This window comes from Actinoplanes rectilineatus, assembly GCF_000962825.1.
Taxonomy (GTDB): domain Bacteria; phylum Actinomycetota; class Actinomycetes; order Mycobacteriales; family Micromonosporaceae; genus Actinoplanes; species Actinoplanes rectilineatus.
On record NZ_JZKF01000041.1, the window covers coordinates 16,250 to 32,885 of the forward strand.

The window sequence follows — 16,636 nt, forward strand, 5'->3', positions numbered from 1 at the left end:
AGGACGGCCGACCGTTGACGCAGGGACTCCCCCGGATCAGCGACACCCCCAGCCTCGCCCAGCGGGCCACCACCGAGATCCGGGCCATGATCCTCAACGGCGGGCTCGCACCCGGCGAACGCCTCGTCGAGACCAGCCTCGGTGCGGCTCTCGGCGTCAGCCGCCCGCCCCTGCGGGAGGCGCTGCGCGCCCTGGCCGGTGAGGGCCTGGTCCGGCTGGAGCCGCGGCTCGGCGCCTCGGTGGTCCGGCTGACCGTGCAGGACGCGTACGAGATCATGACCTTGCGGCACAGCCTGGAACGCACCGCCGTCGAACTGGGCGTGCCGGTCCACGACCCCTGGCGCCTGACCGGCCTGCGCGCGGCCACCGCGACGATGACCGCCAACGCCGAGGCCGGCGCCGAGGACCTGGCGATCGACGACAGCCTGCGCTTCCACCTGGCCCTGGTCGAACTGCCCGGGCATCGCCGGCTGGCCGACGCGTACCGCGCCCTGCAACTGCAACTGCGGCTGTGCATGGCGCTCAACCGCGGAGCGCGGGCCCACGCCGAGTCCCTCACCGCCCGCGCCGCCCGGCACGCCCGGCTGTTCGCCCACGTCGAAGCCGGTGACCGCGACGCCGTCCTGGCAGGCCTCGACGACGGCACCCCGCTGAGCTTCCTGCCGCTGCTCCCCGGCGCGGACGAGGCCGACGACGCCGCCCGCGCCTGGCTGCGCCACCGATCCGGATCCGGCTAGGCTCGCGCGGTGATCGCTGTCTCGTGGTGGCTCGGCCGGGGGCCCAGTCCACAGGAATTCCAGGACCTGTTCGTCGCGCCGTTCAACGCCGGCCAGGACCGGATCCGGATCGACCTGCGCGTGCTCACGGCCAACGCCCGCGAGCAGACCGTCGCGGCGCTGCGGGACGGCACCGGGCCCGACATCGTGATGGTGCCGCGCGCCGGGGACTTCCTGTCGGTGGTCCGGCAGGGACATTTGCTCGACCTCACCCCGCATTCCCGTTTGTACGGGTGGAACAAGCGCCTGCTCACCCCGGCCCTGCGGATGGCGGCCGTGGACGGCGGGCTCTACGGGGTGCCGCGCAGCACCGAGACGATGGCCCTGCTGTTCGACCCGGCCACCCTCGACGGCCTCAGCTGCCGGCCGCCGGTCACCGCCGCCGACCTGGAGACGGCCGCCGCGCGGGCGCTCGCCGCGGGACTGCTCCCCTTCGGGGGTGGCTGCGGCGACTTCCCCGCATCGTGCGAACTGCTGTGGACCCTGGCGGTCAACCACCACGCCGGGCCGGATGCCGTCCGGGCCGCCCTGCGCGGGGAGCTGCCGTGGACGTCGGCGGTCTTCGCGGACGCCGTCGCCGCGCTGTGCGGATGGTTCGAGCGGGGCTGGTTCGGCGACCACTACTTCACCGACACCATCGAACGGGGCGTCGGCCGGGTGCTGGACGGCACGGCCGCGATGGCGCCCGCGATGACGGGCATGCTGCCGGAGAACCCGGCTGGGCTCGACGTGGTGCCTTTTCCCGCCCTGCGCCCCGGGATCACCTCGCCGGTGTACGTGTTCGGCACCGCCAGCCTGCTCGGGATCAACGCCGCCTCGCGGGTGCCGCAGGAGGCCGCCGCGGTGCTCGACGCGCTGTTCACGCCGGCCGTCCGCAGCCGGTTCAGCGCGGCGATCCCCGGCGACTGGAACATTCCGCTCGCCGCCCCCGGCAGCCTGACCGGGATCGCGCCACGAATCTTCGCCCAGCCCGCGGACGGTGTCACCGAGGCCGTCGTGTCGGGGCGTCACGGGTACGCCACCTGGTCCTTCTTCCCGCCGAAGACCGAGGCGCTGATCGTGGACCAGGTCCGCCCGCTGGTCGAGGGCCGCCTGACGGTCGCCGAGCATCTGCGCGCGCTGCAGGACGTCTTCGCCGGGGAGTTGGCGGCCGGCGCCCGGCCCGGCCTTTGATGATCCGTGTGTGGATTCATATCGGGCGGTTCTGGAGCAACGGTGAACAGTTCCTCGCCGTCGACAGCGCCGGGCGCGCCGACTGGCGCGGGGACAGCGACGACGAGTTCGACCGGACCCTGGACCTGACACCGTCGGAGGTCGGCCTCACCGTCGGTCCGCGCACCGCGGCTCTCGTCGGCGGGGACGGCGTGGTCCGGGACGACAGCTGGGTCGAGATCTTCCGGGACGGATCCGGTGTGCTGGCGTTCGTGCAGGCCGCGGGTCCGGACTACCGGAAGGTGCTGGCCGCGGCGCTGGCCCATCCCGACGATGCGGACCTCGACGGCCGGTGGTCGGAGCCGACAGCGGCGAACTGGCCGTGTTCACCGCGGCCGTCGACGGCGACGGCATGTTCGAGCCGGCCAGCCCCGGCCCGGTGCCCGCCGAACACAGCCCGCCGTCACGAGGCGTCGACCCGGGACTGCTGATCAGCACCGACGGTGTGACTGCCTACCGCCTGAAGGTCCGCTGGTTCACACAACTCGACGAGTCGAACTGCTTCGCGCGCTGGCTGCTCATCCCGGCCGCAGCAGCCTAGGGCTTGTCCTGCCCCCGCCGCTCCCGCCACCCGGCGACCTCCGCGTCGACGTCCCGCGGCGGCAGCACCGTGGGCGGACCGTCCATCATGCCGAGCCGGGCCTTGCGCAGCCGCTCGTTCACCTCGGCGACGTAGCCCCGTACCTCGGACTCGGTCCGCAACCGGTCGACCCGCTCCGCCAGGTCCTCCACCTCACGCCGCAGCGCCAGGGTCGGCGGGATCACCCCGGCGGTGGCGCCCTCCCGCTCCAGCCACTCCTTCACCCACCAGTCGTCGTCGTACTCCCGGCCGTGGTCCGACAGGGGCTTCCCCAGCCCCGGCAGGTTGTCGAACTCGCCGCGCTCGGTGGCCTCCCGCAGTTGCCGGTCGATCGACGATTCGTACCAGTACGCCATGTCTCAAGCCTAACCACCCGATGCCCACCTTCAGGACGGTCTTCAGCGCGCTGTTGCGGGCATCCGGCGCCGGTTGACCGCGAGGGCGGCGAGCAGCAGCAGGCCGGGCGTCACCAGGGCCAGCGGCGGCAGCATCCAGCCGACCGCGACCGCGCCGAGCAGAGCGCCGGCGATCAGCGCGCTGCCGACCGGATCAGAAACGGTCTGACGCAACGCCGCCCGGACCGCGGAAGCCGAGCCGGCGGGCGGGTCGGCGGCAGACCGCCACGAACCGGCCAGCCGGACGACGGTGATCGCGCCGAGTGCGGCGACGAGCAGACTTGCCGTGAACGCGACCGGGCCGGCCTGCCGACCGGCCGTCAGGTTCCAGGTGAGCACCGCGGCCAGGAGCGGCAGCCCGGCGCTCAGCCCGGGCAGTCCGGCGAGGGCGGCGCGGAAGTCGGCGTACACCGTGGATCCGCCTTCGCCGTTGATGTGGCGGCGCAGGTGGCCGGCGCCGGCCATCGCCGCGGGCAGGGCCGTGATCAGGCCCAGCGACGCCAGCGTGACCAGCACGCCGGTGAGCAGCACCTCGCCGAACAGCGCGAATCTCGGGTTCATCCCTTCAGCCCCTGGGTGGAGACGCCCTCGATCAGGTAGCGCTGGAAGACGAAGAACATCAGCATGACGGGTACGAGTGCGAGCACGGCCATCGCGATCTGCGCCCCGTAATCCGAGGTGCTGGTCTGGTCGATGTACAGGCGCAGTGCCAGCGGCAGCGTGTACATGTCCGGTTTCTTCAGGTAAAGCAGTGGGCCGAGGAAGTCGTTCCAGCTCCAGATGAAGGCGAAGATCGAGGAGGTGACGATCGCGGGGCGCAGCAGCGGCAGGATGATCGACCAGAAGACGCGGCCGTGGCCGGCGCCGTCGACCTGGGCGGCCTCGTCGAGTTCGCGGGGCATGCCGCGGATGAACTGGACCATCAGGAAGACGAAGAACGCGTCGGTGGCGAGGACCTTGCCGATCAGCAGGGGGACGAACGTGTTCACCAGCTCGGCTTTCTGGAACACGATGTACTGCGGGATCAGCATCACGTGGGCGGGGACGAGCATCGTGCCGATCATCAGGGCGAACCACAGGTCGCGGCCGGGGAAGCGGATCCTTGCCAGCGCGTACGCGCTGACGGCGCTGGACACGACGACGGCGATCACCGACAGGACGGCCAGCAGCAGCGAGTTGCCGAAGAACTCCCAGAAGCTTATCCCGGCGATCCCGGACAGCGCGGTGCGGAAGTTGTCCAGGGTCGGCGTGGCGGTGAACGGGTTGGCGCTGCCGACGATCTGGCTGCGGTCCTTGAACGAGGAGGCGACGGTCCAGACGCCGGGATACAGCACGACCACGAGGACGGCCAGCGAGCCGAGGTGGAACCCGATGCTGCCGGCCCGGCCGCGTACGGTGCTCATGACGGGTCACCTCCGTAGTGGACCCACGACCGCGACGTGCGAAACATGATCAGTGTCAGGGCCGCCACGGCGAGGGCGAGCACCCAGGCCATCGCCGACGCGTACCCCATCCGCAGGTCGGCGAAGCCGCGCATGTAGAGGTAGAGCGTGTAGAACAGGGTCGAACCGGCCGGGGAGCCGTTGCCGCCGGAGATGACGTACGCCGAGTTGAAGATCTGGAACGCGTGGATCGTCTCCAGGATCAGGTTGAAGAAGACCACCGGGGAGATCATCGGCAGGGTGATGCTCAGGAACCGGCGGATCCGGCCGGCGCCGTCGACCAGGGCCGCTTCGTACAGTTCGGCGGGGACCTGTTTCAGACCGGCCAGGAAGATGACCATCGGGGCGCCGAACTGCCAGACCGACAGCAGCACGAGCATCGGCATCGACAGGGACGGGTTGCCGACCCAGCCGCCGGAGTTCCAGCCGAAGAACCGGCCGATCTCGTCGACCGCGCCCTCCGCGCCGAACAGGGCTTTCCAGACGATGGCGATGGAGACGCTGGCGCCGATCAGCGACGGGGCGTAGAAAGCCGACCGGTAGAAGCCCTGGCCCCGGCGCCGGCCGTTGAGCAGCAGGGCGACCGCGAGGGCGGCGGCCAGTTTCAGCGGGGTGGCCAGGACGACGTACCCGAGGGTCACGGTGACCGAGTGCCGGAACCGTTCGTCGGCGAACAGTCTGGTGTAGTTCTGCGTGCCGATCCAGGACGGGCTGCTGAACAGGTCGTAGCTGGTGAACGACAGGTACAGCGAGGCGATCATCGGACCGGCGGTGAGCAGGACGAAACCCAGCAGCCACGGGGACAGGAAGAGGTAGCCGGCGGCGATGTCGCGCCGCCGGCGCACGTCGACGGTCGCGGTCACTGGGTCAGGGCGTCGGTGGCGTCGGCGAACCAGCGTTTGGCGGCGTCCGCCGGGGTCGTCTTGCCGTAGGCGATCTCTTCGGCGATGGTGAGGAAGTCGGTCTCGATGGTGCCGAAGCCTTCCGGCAGGGCGCCCTGGGAGGCGCCGACCGAGGATTTCACGCTCTCCTCGTACGCCAGCACCTGCGCGTCGACGCCACTGGCCTGCACCGCGTCGCGTTGCGCCTGTGTGACCGGGACGCCTTTGGACGTACCGAAGATCTTGCCGACCTCGGGGTTGTTGATCAGGAAGTCGACCAGCTTGATCGACTGCTGGGGGTGTTCGGAGTTCTGCGCGACGGCGAGCAGCATCGACGCCTTGTAGAACAGGCCGCTGGTGCCGCTGTCGGTCGGCAGGGTGAGCTGCTTGAACTCGCCCTTGCCGCCGGAGTCGCCGAGGTATCCGGCGAGCTGGTTGTCCCAGGCGAATTCGCTGGCGGTGCGGCTCTTGGCGAACGGCGAGACCGGTTTGAGCGCGGTGACGTCCTTGGCCGGGAGCAGGGCGGTGGGACGCAGCGCGGCGGTCGACTCCCACCACGCGGTCAGGTCGGCCTCGGTGAAGTTGAGCTTGTTGCCGGTGAACGGGTCCTTGCCGGACTGGCGGATGTGGTGCAGGAAGATCCAGAAGACGCCGGTGTAGTCGACCGACCCGTAGACCCTCTCCGGGCGTCCGGCGCCCTTGGCCGAGACGTCGGTGATGAACTGCTGGTACTGCGCCCAGGTCAGCGGGGTGGTCGGCGCCGGGATGCCGAGGTCCGCGAGCAGGGTGGCGTTGTAGAACATCGCGAACGCGTTGGTGCCGGTGGGAACGGCGTACGTGCCGTCGTCGTACCTACCGGACGGCAGGATGTTCGGGTCGATGCCGTTGACGGTCAGGCCGTCGCCGAGGTCGTCGTCGAGCCGGCGCAGCTGCCGGGTCCGGGCGTATTTGGCGAGATAGGCGAGATCCATCTGGAGTACGTCGGGGAGGCTGGAACTGGCGGCCTCGGTGGACCGCTGCTGCCAGTAGACGTCCCACGCGGCGAACGAGGTCTGCACCTTGATCGCCGGGTTCTGCTGCTGGAACAGGTCGATGGCCTGCTGGTATTTGGTGGCGCGGTCGTCGTTGCCCCAGAAGGCGAAGTTCAGCGTCGCCGCGCCGGAGCCGTCGTCCGCGTCCCCTCCCCCGCAGGCGGCCAGGGTGGTGGAGGCGGCACTCAGCGCACCGAGCACGAGTAGCTGACGTCGATCGACCATCATGGTTTTGTATCGTTACATGAGAGTGGCGTGGGACACAATACGCGCTCGGCAACGCCGCGGAAACGGTGCCGTCATCAGTCCCCGGTGGACTCGCGCGCCACCAGGGAGAAGCCGCTGACGAACTCCTCGTGGCCACGATCGCCCTCGATCCGGCGGACCAGCAGGTCGACGGCCCGGTCGGCCATCGCGGTGTGATCCGGGTCGATGGTGGACAGCGACGGGACGGTGAACCGGCCCTCCTCGATGCTGTCGAACCCGATCACCTTCACCTGCGCCGGGACGCGTACCCCCAGGTCGGCGAAGGCCCGCAGCGCGCCGATCGCGGCCGTGTCGGTCAGGCAGAACAGGCCGTCGAAGTCCAGGCCGGCGGCGACCATCGTGTGCACCCGCTCGGCGGCGGCGGCCATCGACATGGCGTCCATCCGCTGCACCAGGGCCGGGTCGTACGCCAGGCCGGCACTCTCCAGCGCCAGCCGGTAGCCGGTCAGGCGCAGCCGGGACACGTTGACGTCGCGGGTCTCGGCGCCGGTCAGCATCGCGATCCGCCGGCACCCCCGGTCGACCAGATGCCGCACCGCCGCCCGGGCGCCGTCGACGTTGGGCATCGCCACATGGTCCACCGGCGCCTGGAAGATCCGCTCGCCGAGGATGACCACCGGGTACGGCACCCTGAGATGCTCGACGTCGGCGGCACCCATGCCGACCGTGCTCAGGATCAGCCCGTCGTAGAGGCGGTTGCGCGACACCGCCAGCACCGCCAGCTCGTTCTCCCGCGACGCGCCGGTCTGCTCGATACTCACCCGCAGGTCACGGCGCTGCGCGGCGGCGATGATCGCGGCCGCGAACTGTCCGTAGTAGGGCCGGTGGATCTCCGGCACGGCCAGGCCGATCACCCCCGTGCGGCCGCGGCGCAGGTTGCGGGCGGCGACGTTGACCCGGTAATCCAGCGCGGTCATCGCGCTGAGAACCTTGACCCGGGTCGACTCGCGCACGTGCGGATGGCCGTTGATCACATTCGACACCGTCATCGGCGACACCCCGGCCGCCCGGGCCACGTCCGCAATCGTCGCCATGACGGTCACGCGCCGACCACGGGAGGCAGGAGCGGACCGTACAACACCTCGTCGCGGTCACAGACCAGCGTCCCGCCGGCCACGGTCAGCCGGGCCACCTGGATCGACGAGCGCCGCGATTCGTGGGTGTCCTGCGGCCCGCCCGGCCGATGACCCGGGTGCGTGAAGTAGAAGACGAGCGCGTCCTCCCCGCGGACGACCACGTCGGCGTGCAGTCCGGCCGTACCGTCATCCTCTGCACTTCCGGGTTCGCCGAGAAGGAGACCCTGCGGCTGCCAGTGCTCGTGATCGTCGGAGCGCAGCACCCGCTGACCCCGCCACTCGTCGACCAGCATCCAATGACATCCGCCGAGACTGAACACATTCGGACCCTCGTGCGGGCGGCCGGCCACCGCCATCCCCCGCACCCGCCAGTCGTGCAGGTCGTCGCTGTCCGCGGCCCAGGTGTGACAGTCGTCGGCCTCGTCCTTGTACCACATCCGGTAGCCGCCGCCCGGCAGCGCGACCACACACGCATCGATGACGTAGCGTGAGGACAGATCGAGAGTGGACCGGTATGTCCAATGCAGCAGATCCGGGCTGGTGTAGTGCCGGATGGTCCGCTCGTGACCGGGCCAGCGGTCGGGCACGCCGCGGACCACCGACAGGTACATGTGATAGGTCCCGCCGTCGTCGACGATCTCCGGCGCCCAGTAGGTGTGCCGCCCCCACTCGGTGTCCAGCCCTTGCAGGACACCCCGGTAGAGCCAGGTCACGCCGCCGTCGGTGGACGACGCGACCCCCAGGTCGGTGCCGTGCACCCAGCTGAACCGGGGCAGGCCCGGCACGTTCGCCCGCCGGTTCGTGTAGATCATCCACCAGGCGCCCTCACCCCGGTGCCACACCAGCACCGGGTCGGCGGCGCCGTCGAGGATCGGGTCACGGTAGAGCGGTCGCGGCACCACGATCGTCACCGGCTGTCGTCCTCCTCAGCAGTCGTCGCCGTTCACCGGCGATCAACGGAACCGGCTTTTCGCGTACGCGAGAAAGGTCATGTCAATGGTGTCCGGCCATCGCAGCGCCGTCATCCGGCACCCCGATATTGTATCGATACAAGCGCTGCTGGCAATCGCCCTCCGAGCAGGCGCTACACACGTTCCACGGTCAGCATGCGAAGCCCGTCCGCATGGCGATTTCGAAACGTGTCTAGCATCGTGGTGTGGAGGCGACGGCAGCAGGAGCATTTCGTCGGACACCGCTCGAACGCGCCGATCAGAGAGTGGCCTGGGAGCGATCTGACCAGGCGTTCTTCGCGGCTGGAGCCTGCCACATCCTGGCCTGGGTCTGCCGCGCAGCATACCCGGAGAGATCGATCGGCATCACAGGCATTCGCGCGGTCGGCGAGCACCACGTCGGCCATGTCTACGCGACGTGGGACGACTGGGCGTTCGACCACTCCGGATGGCACCGCGAGTCGCAGCTGTTCACGGCCAATCAGGACTTCGAGGGCCGCCCGCTCGAGCGGATCACGATCACCTCCGATCTCCCCACCTTCTGCGCCGACCACGTCCATCGCATGCCGCATCAGTACTGGCGTGATCCGCTCCCCCGCGCTCACGAGTACCTCGCCCGCCATTCACCGCCCTGGGAGCCCCGCCCCCGGCAGAGTTGATCGCCTCGCCTCGCCTCGCCTTGCCGAAGGCGGAGACGCGAACGGAACCTGGTCGCCTGTTGTGCGACGCTGCACTGTGCTCAAGATCAGTCGCCGGCCGGGAACGCCGACCCGTTGGGGCGGTCTTCTCCGCAATGTCCTGCTGGCGGTCGTTCTCGGTGCCGCGTGCGGTTCGACGGCGGCCGCCGTCTCCTGGCAGGCGACCGCGGCGGAGATCCCCGGCGAGGCGTGGGGCCGGCAACTCGCCGCGGATCTCTTCCCGGAGGCCCGCACGGTGCGGATCGACCTGATTCCGGGGATCGCCGGATACGAGGACGCCGAGGTGCAGAGCCGACGGTTCGGATTCCTGCTCTTCGGCGGCGACGACTACTTTCCCGGCCAGCTGATCGTCACGGCTCAGGTGGCGTCGCCACGCGACGTCATCGCGCATGTCGGCCCGGGCCTGCGGGCGGCGGGGTGGACGGTCGACAGGCACGATCCCGGCGAGGACGTGACGGCGACCATGCCGGGCCGGACCCTGTGGGTGACGCAGCTGTATCCGGACGAGGTCGAGGTGTCGGTCTACCGGCAGACTCCCCGGGCCGTCCTCCGGGCGACCGGGACGGCGTGGCTGCTCGGGGCGCTCGCCGGTTTCCTGCTGGGCTCCCGCATCCGCGGGGCCGAGCCGCTCTTCCTCCTCGGGCTGGCCCTGTCGGCGCCCGCGGCGTTCGTCGCCTCCGCCGGTATCGGGGCGCAGGTTTTCACGGCCGGCGACCGGTACCCGTTCATCCCCTGGGACATCTACATGTACGCGCTGTTCCGTCCCGCGGCGATCCTCGGCTGCTGCGCCCTCGGCATCTCGGCCCTGGTAAGCGGCTTCAGCACGGCGGTGGGGTGCCGCCCGCGGCGATGACGTCCAGCGCGTCCAGCGCGTCGTCGACGGTGGCGACCCGGACCGTCGTCAGGCCGGGCACCGTGATGCCCGCGGCCTCGTCGCAGTTGCCGGCCGGGACCAGGAACCAGCGAGCACCGGCCCGCCCGGCGCCGTGCAGTTTCTGGGCTATGCCGCCGATCGGGCCGACCGCGCCGCCCGGGTCGAGTTCGCCGGTGCCCGCGATCGTCGTGCCGCCGGTCAGGTCGGCGGGGGTGAGGGTGTCGACGATGCCGAGCAGGATCATCAGGCCGGCGCTGGAGCCGCCGATACCGTCCAGGTTGATCCGCACCTGCGCCCCGCCGGACTTGCCGAGCCGGGTGAGGGCACCGGCGACCGCCGCCGCCGAGGACTGCTGGAACAACGCCTGGTTGGCCCGCCGTGCCTGGTCGCCGGGGTAGGAGGCGGCCCGGGGAACCAGGGCCTCGTCCTCGTCGAACCAGGCTCGCAGCGCCCCGGCCAGGTCGGTGTCGCCGTCCACCGCGACGGTGGTGAGCAACAGCCTGCCGGTGGACGGGTAGGTCGCCGCCCCGGCCACCGTGATGACGTCGTCGCCGAGCACGTCGATGGCCGGTCCGGGCTGCCACACGACGTACGGCAGGGGCGTGAACCAGGCACCGGCGGCGAGGAGAGCCGTCACCAGGACGCCGGCGGCGACCAGGCTCCCGCGTTTCGTCATCAGCGCACCCTAGTGCCGGCACCTGTGCGACCGGCGGGCGCGGGATGCGCCGTCGTCGCCGCCGGGCCACCGCGGTGCTCGGCGTGCTTCTGGCGGTCACGGCCGTCGGTTCCTCGGTGGTACGCCCTGACGACGCGACGAGCATCTACCGCAGGCCCTGAGGGTCGGATCTCGGACACGGTCTGGCGCCGGGGACTCGCGGGCTGTCCCATCGGAGCGTGCCGGACTACGACTGCTTCCTCTCCTACAGCCACGCGGCGGACAGCAGGCTGGCCACCGCCCTGCGCGGCGGCCTGCACAGCTTCGCCAAACCGTGGTACCGGCTGCGGGCGCTGCGCGTGTTCCGCGACGACTCCAGCCTGTCCGCGAGCCCGCACCTGTGGGCCGGGATCGAGCAGGCGCTGCAGTCGTCGCGCTGGCTGGTCCTGCTGGCCTCGCCCCGGGCGGCGGCATCCGCGTGGGTGGGCCGCGAACTGGACACCTGGTGCGCGGCCGGGCGGTCCGACCGGCTGCTGATCGTGCTCACCGACGGCGACCTGGTGTGGGACCACGCCGCGAACGACGTCGACTGGGGACGGACGACCGCCCTGCCGCCGGTGCTGCGCGGCCGGCTCACCGACGAACCCCGGCACGTCGACGCCCGCTGGGTGGCGACGGAGACCGACATCTCGCTGCGCAACCCGCGGTTCCGGGACCTCGTCGCCGAACTCTCCGCGAGCGTCCACCAACGCCCCAAGGACGAGTTGATCGGCGAGGACGTCCGGCAGTTCCGGCGTACCCGGCGATGGTTCGGCTCGCTCGTCGCCGGTCTCGCCGTGTTCGCCGTGGCGGTGTCGCTGACCGCCTGGGCCGCCGTCGACCAGCGCGACCGGGCCCGGACGGAACGCGACACCGCCACCTCCCGCATGCTCGCCGCCCAGGCGGTGACCGGCCGGCCCACCCGGCTGGACCGGTCGCTGCTGCTCAGCCTGGCCGCGCTGGACGTCCGCGACACCGCCGAAGCGCGCAGTGCCCTGCTCGGCAGCGTCGAGTACCTGCCGCAGCTGACCCGGTTCCTCGACGGCAGCGGCGGCCCGGCCGGCGCCGTCGCGGTGTCGGCGCGCGCGAACCTGGTCGCGACCGCGCGCAACCGGGACGTGGTGCTGTCGGACGCGACGACCCTGCAACCCACGGCCACCCTGACCGGGACCGGCGCCACCGTGATCGGTATCGGACTGAACGCGGACGCCACCGTCGTCACCACGGTCGACGCGCAGGGGGCGGTCACCCGGTGGCGGACCCGGGACCGGACGGTCCTCGGGAAACCCGCCACCGCCGGGAAACCGGTAGAGGCCGCCGCGTTCAGCCGCGACGGCAACCGGATGGCCCTGCTCGGCGACGGTGCCGTGACGGTCTGGGACGGCACGGCGTTCACCCCCGTCGCCGCACCCGAACCGGTGGCCTCGATCGCGGTCAGCCCCGACGGGCGCACCCTCGCCTACGGGCTGGAAGCCGGCATCCGCTTCTACGACCTGCGCGGCCGTCGACCCCGCGGGCCGGACATCACCATCGCCGTCGGCGACTACAGCCAGCGGGTGAGCGCGCTGGCGTACAGCCCGGACGGCACGCTGCTCGCCTCCGGTGGCGGAGGAGGAGGCGTCATCACCCTGTGGCGGACGGGCGACCACCAGCGAGACGGGGAGTTCGGCTACATCGCCGGGGAGCGGGCGCCGATGACCGCGATGGCCTTCGACACCGCCGGCACCGAGCTGCTCGCCGCCGACCGCGAGGGCCTGCTGACCCGGTGGGACGTCGCCGAGCAGCAGCAGATCGGCGAACCGCTGCCGAGCCAGGGCGTGGTCGCCGGCCTGGCGGCCGGGCCGGTGGACGCCGCGTTCATCGCCACCACCACCGAAGGCGCCGCGATCCGCTGGGACCTGAACCGGACCATGCGCCTCGGCCAGGGCCTGCTCGGCGGGGCGAGCGACATGGTGTCGACGGTCGTTTTCACCCCGGACGGACGGCACCTGGCGGTGGTCACCCTCGACCAGATCACGGTGTTCGACGCGGCCACCCGCAAGGCCGTCACCGAGCCGCTCGACGGGACCTACACCAGCGTGGCCTTCAACCCGGCCGCAACGGTGCTCGCGGCGGGGACCACCGATGGCCGGGTCCGGCTCTGGGACACCCGGACCTGGCGTCGGCTGCCGGCCGACCCGGCCGGGCACGACGGCGACGTCACCGGGGTGGCCTTCACACCCGACGGGAAGCTGCTCGTCGCGGTGGGCGCCGACGGCACGATCCTGAGCTGGGACGCCCGGACGTGGCAGCGGACCGGGGCGCCGTCGGACACCGGGGCCGGCGAGACACGCACGGTGGCGTTCCAGCCGGGCGGACGACTGATCGCCGCCGCTGGGGCGGACGGACGGATCGTCCTGCACGACGCCGACGGCGGTGTCGTGACGGGGGCGGGGCATCACGGAGGCGTACACGGCATGGGTTTCAGCCCGGACGCCGAAACGCTGGTCTCCACCGGCGGGGACGGCCGCCTGATGCTGTGGGACGCCGGCACCGGCCTGCCACGGGGCGAACCGCTGGTCCAGGAGGAGACCGACCTGGGCGCGGTGGCGTTCTCCCCGGACGGCACGATGCTGGCGGTGGCCGTGGGCCGGCGGATCGTCCTGTGGGACGTGCCGGGCCGGCAGCGCCTCGGCGACGTGCTGACCGGGACGCTCGACGCGGTGCAGAGCCTCACGTTCAGCCGGGACGGCCTGCTCGCCTGGGGAAGCTACGCGATCGCGCCGACGGAGGAACTCGCCGCGATCGCCGACGCCCGCCCGTCGTCGTGGCGGGCGGTGGCCTGCACGATGGCCCACCGTGAGCTCACCGGCCAGGAACGTTCCCGCTTCACCGGGCCGAGCAGGCCGCTGTGCGGTCCGAAGTGACCGCGTCAGAAAGCACGGGCGGCGACGTCGACCCGCTCGGACAGCTGTCCAGCTCGGATATCCGGCCGTCCCTCGACGGATAGTAGTTGCCGGTGTCCAGCACGATCCGCCCGTCCAACAGCCCGGCCGGCAGAGCGGAGTAGACGCCGATCGGGATGCTGAGCAGGGTGGCCGCACCGGCCGTCGCGGCCTGCTCGACGGTTCCGGCGGCGGCGCGGGGGCCGAGTTCGGCGACGAGGCCGGTAAGGCTCTGCGGGCCGCGGGAGTTGGCGACGACCACGGCGACGGCGTCGGATCGGCCACCGTCCGCCGGCACTTCCCGAGCAAGCGGGACCTGCTCGACGCCGCCTTCCGCAAGCGCGTCGACGCCCTCGAAGCCCGGGCCCGCGACCTCGCCGACACCCGGGACGCGCGGGCCGCCCTGCTCGGCCGGCTCGCGGCCCTCGTGGAGTACGCCACCTCCTCCCGGGGGCTGGCGGCGGCGTGGATGCGCGAAGAGGGCGAGACGGCCGCCCAGGGATACACCGGCGTGCACGTCACCGACGCCGGTGAGCCGCTGGTGCAACGGGCGATCGCCGCCGGTGCCGTAGCCGTGGAGGTGACGTCAGCGGACCTGCTGACCCCGGTCACCGGCATCGTCCTGGCCACCGAGCAGCACCGCGACCCTGCCGGGGAGGCGGACCGTCTGGTGGCTCTGGCCTTCCACGGCATCAGCCCTCACGGATCACTCGAGGCGTAGACCCCAACGGTCGGCGGCCCATTCGCGCCAGCCCGGCCATCCCGGTGGCGGGCCGGGAATGTCGGCGCCACCGAGTTCGGCTAGGTCGGGGGCCTGGAACAAGCGACGCCACGTTTCCAGGTCCGCCTCGCTCATCGGGACGGTCGTGTGCGGCGCGGTCGCCTGACGGTGGGCGATGCGGGCGCGTTGCACACCGGGATCGACGGGGAGGTAGACCACCTGGCAGGTGGCCCCGGCGGCGGCTGCCAACCAGCGCAGGGCCGACCGTTCGTCGCGGCTCCAGAGTCCGAAGTCGAGAACGACGGGGGTGCCCAGGCGCAGCGCTCGTAATGCCAGCGCGATGAGCCGACCCTCGAGGAGGTCGCGTTTGCGGTCGACCTCCAACTCACCGAACAGGGTGAGCATCCACTCGTCGGGGGTCAGCCGCAGCGCACGATGAGCCGTGGCGAGCTTTTCGGCCCGGGTGGACTTCCCGGCGCCGGGAAGCCCGACCATGAGTAAGAGCAGGGACATGGGTCTGCTTTCCGGATCACCAGACGATCGGGGACACTGATCCGGCGGTGCGCCAAAGGCACGCGGTGAGGCCGCGGGACCGCCGTCAAGCGGCGGCGCGGATGTGCATGGCGGCGAAGCAACCCATGCCGTCACCCTATCCGGCGTGGTTCAGAAGTCCAGGTGTTCGTAGTCGACGCCGTCCAGCCAGCCGGTCAGTTCCGCCAGATCGTCGGAGGTGAAGTCGTAGTAGGCGCGCCACTCGTCCTGCCGGTCGAGCCGCAGGAAACCCTTTCCGGCGAAGGCGTGCCGCAGGTAGTCGGTGAAGGTCAGGCCGTGCTCCTCGTCGCGTACCAGAGGATCGGCGCCGGTGTCGGGCAGCCGGACCGAGTACGGCGCGCCGCCACTGATGTTGGCCTTGTGCAGGTGGTCGGCGGCGATGGCGATCTTCATCGGCCCGGTGAGTTCGGGGTGCAGGTTCTTCGTCTTGTCCTGCCACCTCTCGACCGCGAAAGCCAAACCGCGGTCGACGATCTCCAGCGGGTCGGCGATCGTCAGCTCTTCGGGGACACCGGCCGGGAACGGGCCGTCCCACGTGTCGCGCGGGACGAGGTCGATCGTTCCGACGATGCGCCAGTAGGCGGCCAGCGCCGGCGGCACCGCCGACCCGGTGATCTGTTCCAGCTCGAGCAGCCGGTCCTCGACATCCGCGGCAGGGCCGGGCAGCGCCTTCGCGACGGTGACCGGCCAGCCGCGGGCCTGGAGAGCGGCGGTCAGGTTGACCGCGTTCTGCCGGACCCGTTCCATGGTCAGCGCGGCCACCTGTTCGGCCTCCGCACGCCACCGGTCGTCGAGGTGGGCGACGGCCCCGAGGTCGCGCCACACCCCGCGATGGTCCCCGTCCCGGTAGCGGGTGACGAGGTCCCCCGGCCGCAGGTGCGGGGGTCGCGCCGGTGCCGGCCGGGCGGCCCGGGCGGCGTCCAGCGCCGGAGCGATGACGGCAGGATCGGCCTGCTGGAGCACCTCGCGGGCCGGGCCGCCCAGGATTTCGTGGTCGCGCAGCCGGACACACAGGTCGAGCCAGCGGCGGTCCTGCGATACCGGCGGCAGGTGGCCGAGAGCATCGTAAGCGGCCGCCACCCCCGCCGCGGTCGCCAGGGACGCGTCGGAGAACAGGTGCCCGACGTTGTCCCAGGGCGTGCCGTCGTCGGTGAACATGACCTTCAGGGCCAGGAAACGGCCGAGGTGGTCGTGGTCATGGATCCCGCTCCGCAGGGCGTCGCGGGCCTCGACGGTCCCGATCGCGAACAGCGCATGACCGGCGGCCACCATGACCGGGTTGACGGGACACTCCTGCCACAGCCGGATCAAGGTCGGCACGGCCGGCTCGTGCCGCAACCGGCCGACCTCGCGGATCTGGTCGGTCAGCGGCCACAGGTCGTCGACAGCACGGACGGCGGCGATGCTTTTGTCCTGGTAGGCCTTCACCTCACTCACGGTGAGAGCGTTCCACTGCTCGAGGTTCATGCGGGGCTGGCTCCCGACGTCCGGCCACCGGCCCAGAGCCGCGAGCAGAGCCTCCAGGACACGCGCACCATCACTGTCACCCGTCACGCGCAACAG

At 71.5% G+C, this 16,636-nt stretch carries 18 protein-coding genes; 7 read left to right on the plus strand and 11 right to left on the minus strand.

Features of this window, described 5'->3' with window-relative positions; translation table 11 throughout:
* The first annotated feature begins 14 nt into the window (after window positions 1–14).
* From WH85_RS27145 to WH85_RS27155, 3 genes are read left to right on the plus strand one after another with little or no spacing between them, the layout of a single operon-like run.
* The gene (locus WH85_RS27145) at window positions 15–737 is read left to right on the plus strand and encodes a GntR family transcriptional regulator (RefSeq protein WP_045744856.1); all 723 of its coding nucleotides are present in this window, start codon (window positions 15–17) and stop codon (window positions 735–737) included.
* A gap of 9 nt (window positions 738–746) precedes the next feature.
* Window positions 747–1,949, plus strand: coding sequence for an ABC transporter substrate-binding protein (locus WH85_RS27150; protein WP_045744857.1), 1,203 nt, complete (start codon window positions 747–749; stop codon window positions 1,947–1,949).
* A gap of 8 nt (window positions 1,950–1,957) precedes the next feature.
* A complete protein-coding gene (locus WH85_RS27155; protein ID WP_245674115.1) occupies window positions 1,958–2,419 on the plus strand; it encodes a hypothetical protein in 462 nt (153 codons plus the stop codon).
* Between the two features lie 106 nt (window positions 2,420–2,525).
* Here the strand turns inward: WH85_RS27155 and WH85_RS27160 are convergent, their stop codons facing one another.
* The 7 genes from WH85_RS27160 to WH85_RS27190 form a co-directional block, all read right to left on the minus strand.
* Window positions 2,526–2,924: a DnaJ family domain-containing protein gene (locus WH85_RS27160; RefSeq protein ID WP_045744858.1), complete on the minus strand. Its 399-nt coding sequence runs from the start codon at window positions 2,922–2,924 to the stop codon at window positions 2,526–2,528.
* A 42-nt stretch (window positions 2,925–2,966) separates the two neighbouring features.
* The gene (locus tag WH85_RS27165) at window positions 2,967–3,524 is read right to left on the minus strand and encodes a hypothetical protein (RefSeq protein ID WP_045744859.1); all 558 of its coding nucleotides are present in this window, start codon (window positions 3,522–3,524) and stop codon (window positions 2,967–2,969) included.
* On the minus strand, window positions 3,521–4,366 hold the full coding sequence (locus WH85_RS27170) for a carbohydrate ABC transporter permease (protein WP_045744860.1): 846 nt from the start codon (window positions 4,364–4,366) through the stop codon (window positions 3,521–3,523). The genes WH85_RS27165 and WH85_RS27170 overlap by 4 nt, the downstream gene beginning before the upstream one ends.
* Entirely contained in the window at window positions 4,363–5,268 is a 906-nt protein-coding gene (locus WH85_RS27175; protein ID WP_045744861.1) for a carbohydrate ABC transporter permease, read from the minus strand. The genes WH85_RS27170 and WH85_RS27175 overlap by 4 nt, the downstream gene beginning before the upstream one ends.
* Window positions 5,265–6,542 (minus strand): ABC transporter substrate-binding protein, encoded by a 1,278-nt coding sequence (locus WH85_RS27180; protein WP_045744913.1) that lies wholly within the window; start codon window positions 6,540–6,542, stop codon window positions 5,265–5,267. Before WH85_RS27180 ends, WH85_RS27175 begins: the two co-directional genes overlap by 4 nt.
* A 77-nt stretch (window positions 6,543–6,619) precedes the next feature.
* Window positions 6,620–7,618: a LacI family DNA-binding transcriptional regulator gene (locus tag WH85_RS27185; protein WP_045744914.1), complete on the minus strand. Its 999-nt coding sequence runs from the start codon at window positions 7,616–7,618 to the stop codon at window positions 6,620–6,622.
* Window positions 7,619–7,623: 5 nt separating this feature from the next.
* Complete coding sequence (locus tag WH85_RS27190) at window positions 7,624–8,571, minus strand: glycoside hydrolase family protein (RefSeq protein WP_211275458.1); 948 nt, start codon at window positions 8,569–8,571, stop codon at window positions 7,624–7,626.
* A 245-nt stretch (window positions 8,572–8,816) separates the two neighbouring features.
* On the opposite strand from WH85_RS27190, the gene WH85_RS27195 reads away from it, so the two are divergent.
* Entirely contained in the window at window positions 8,817–9,269 is a 453-nt protein-coding gene (locus WH85_RS27195) for a hypothetical protein (RefSeq protein ID WP_045744862.1), read from the plus strand.
* Window positions 9,270–9,345: 76 nt separating this feature from the next.
* Window positions 9,346–10,161 (plus strand): hypothetical protein, encoded by an 816-nt coding sequence (locus tag WH85_RS27200; RefSeq protein WP_045744863.1) that lies wholly within the window; start codon window positions 9,346–9,348, stop codon window positions 10,159–10,161.
* On the opposite strand, the gene WH85_RS27205 is transcribed toward WH85_RS27200, so the two are convergent.
* Complete coding sequence (locus tag WH85_RS27205) at window positions 10,127–10,858, minus strand: S16 family serine protease (protein ID WP_045744864.1); 732 nt, start codon at window positions 10,856–10,858, stop codon at window positions 10,127–10,129. The two genes, WH85_RS27200 and WH85_RS27205, sit on opposite strands and share 35 nt — an antisense overlap.
* Window positions 10,859–11,076: 218 nt before the next feature.
* Here WH85_RS27205 and WH85_RS27210 point away from each other — a divergent pair, with 218 nt between their 5' ends.
* The gene (locus WH85_RS27210) at window positions 11,077–13,782 is read left to right on the plus strand and encodes a toll/interleukin-1 receptor domain-containing protein (RefSeq protein ID WP_045744865.1); all 2,706 of its coding nucleotides are present in this window, start codon (window positions 11,077–11,079) and stop codon (window positions 13,780–13,782) included.
* Here WH85_RS27210 and WH85_RS52395 read toward each other — a convergent pair.
* Window positions 13,745–14,317, minus strand: coding sequence for an NAD(P)-binding domain-containing protein (locus WH85_RS52395; protein ID WP_211275459.1), 573 nt, complete (start codon window positions 14,315–14,317; stop codon window positions 13,745–13,747). The genes WH85_RS27210 and WH85_RS52395 overlap by 38 nt on opposite strands.
* Between WH85_RS52395 and WH85_RS47445 the strand changes: the two genes are divergently transcribed.
* A complete protein-coding gene (locus tag WH85_RS47445) occupies window positions 14,228–14,521 on the plus strand; it encodes an SbtR family transcriptional regulator (RefSeq protein ID WP_052720835.1) in 294 nt (97 codons plus the stop codon). The two genes, WH85_RS52395 and WH85_RS47445, sit on opposite strands and share 90 nt — an antisense overlap.
* On the opposite strand, the gene WH85_RS27225 is transcribed toward WH85_RS47445, so the two are convergent.
* Both WH85_RS27225 and WH85_RS27230 read right to left on the minus strand, forming a co-directional pair.
* Window positions 14,507–15,034, minus strand: coding sequence for a P-loop nucleotide/nucleoside kinase family protein (locus WH85_RS27225; protein WP_045744866.1), 528 nt, complete (start codon window positions 15,032–15,034; stop codon window positions 14,507–14,509). The genes WH85_RS47445 and WH85_RS27225 overlap by 15 nt on opposite strands.
* Before the next feature lie 150 nt (window positions 15,035–15,184).
* Window positions 15,185–16,627, minus strand: coding sequence for a hypothetical protein (locus WH85_RS27230; RefSeq protein ID WP_157411233.1), 1,443 nt, complete (start codon window positions 16,625–16,627; stop codon window positions 15,185–15,187).
* Window positions 16,628–16,636: the final 9 nt, after the last annotated feature.

Bases quoted from the DNA above. Each gene is read 5' to 3' on its own strand.
- WH85_RS27165 (WP_045744859.1), bottom strand. From the start codon at position 3,524: ATGAACCCGAGATTCGCGCTGTTCGGCGAGGTGCTGCTCACCGGCGTG.
- WH85_RS27185 (WP_045744914.1), bottom strand. From the start codon at position 7,618: ATGGCGACGATTGCGGACGTGGCCCGGGCGGCCGGGGTGTCGCCGATG.
- WH85_RS27160 (WP_045744858.1), bottom strand. From the start codon at position 2,924: ATGGCGTACTGGTACGAATCGTCGATCGACCGGCAACTGCGGGAGGCC.
- WH85_RS27225 (WP_045744866.1), bottom strand. From the start codon at position 15,034: ATGTCCCTGCTCTTACTCATGGTCGGGCTTCCCGGCGCCGGGAAGTCC.
- WH85_RS27205 (WP_045744864.1), bottom strand. From the start codon at position 10,858: ATGACGAAACGCGGGAGCCTGGTCGCCGCCGGCGTCCTGGTGACGGCT.
- WH85_RS27170 (WP_045744860.1), bottom strand. From the start codon at position 4,366: ATGAGCACCGTACGCGGCCGGGCCGGCAGCATCGGGTTCCACCTCGGC.
- WH85_RS27180 (WP_045744913.1), bottom strand. From the start codon at position 6,542: ATGGTCGATCGACGTCAGCTACTCGTGCTCGGTGCGCTGAGTGCCGCC.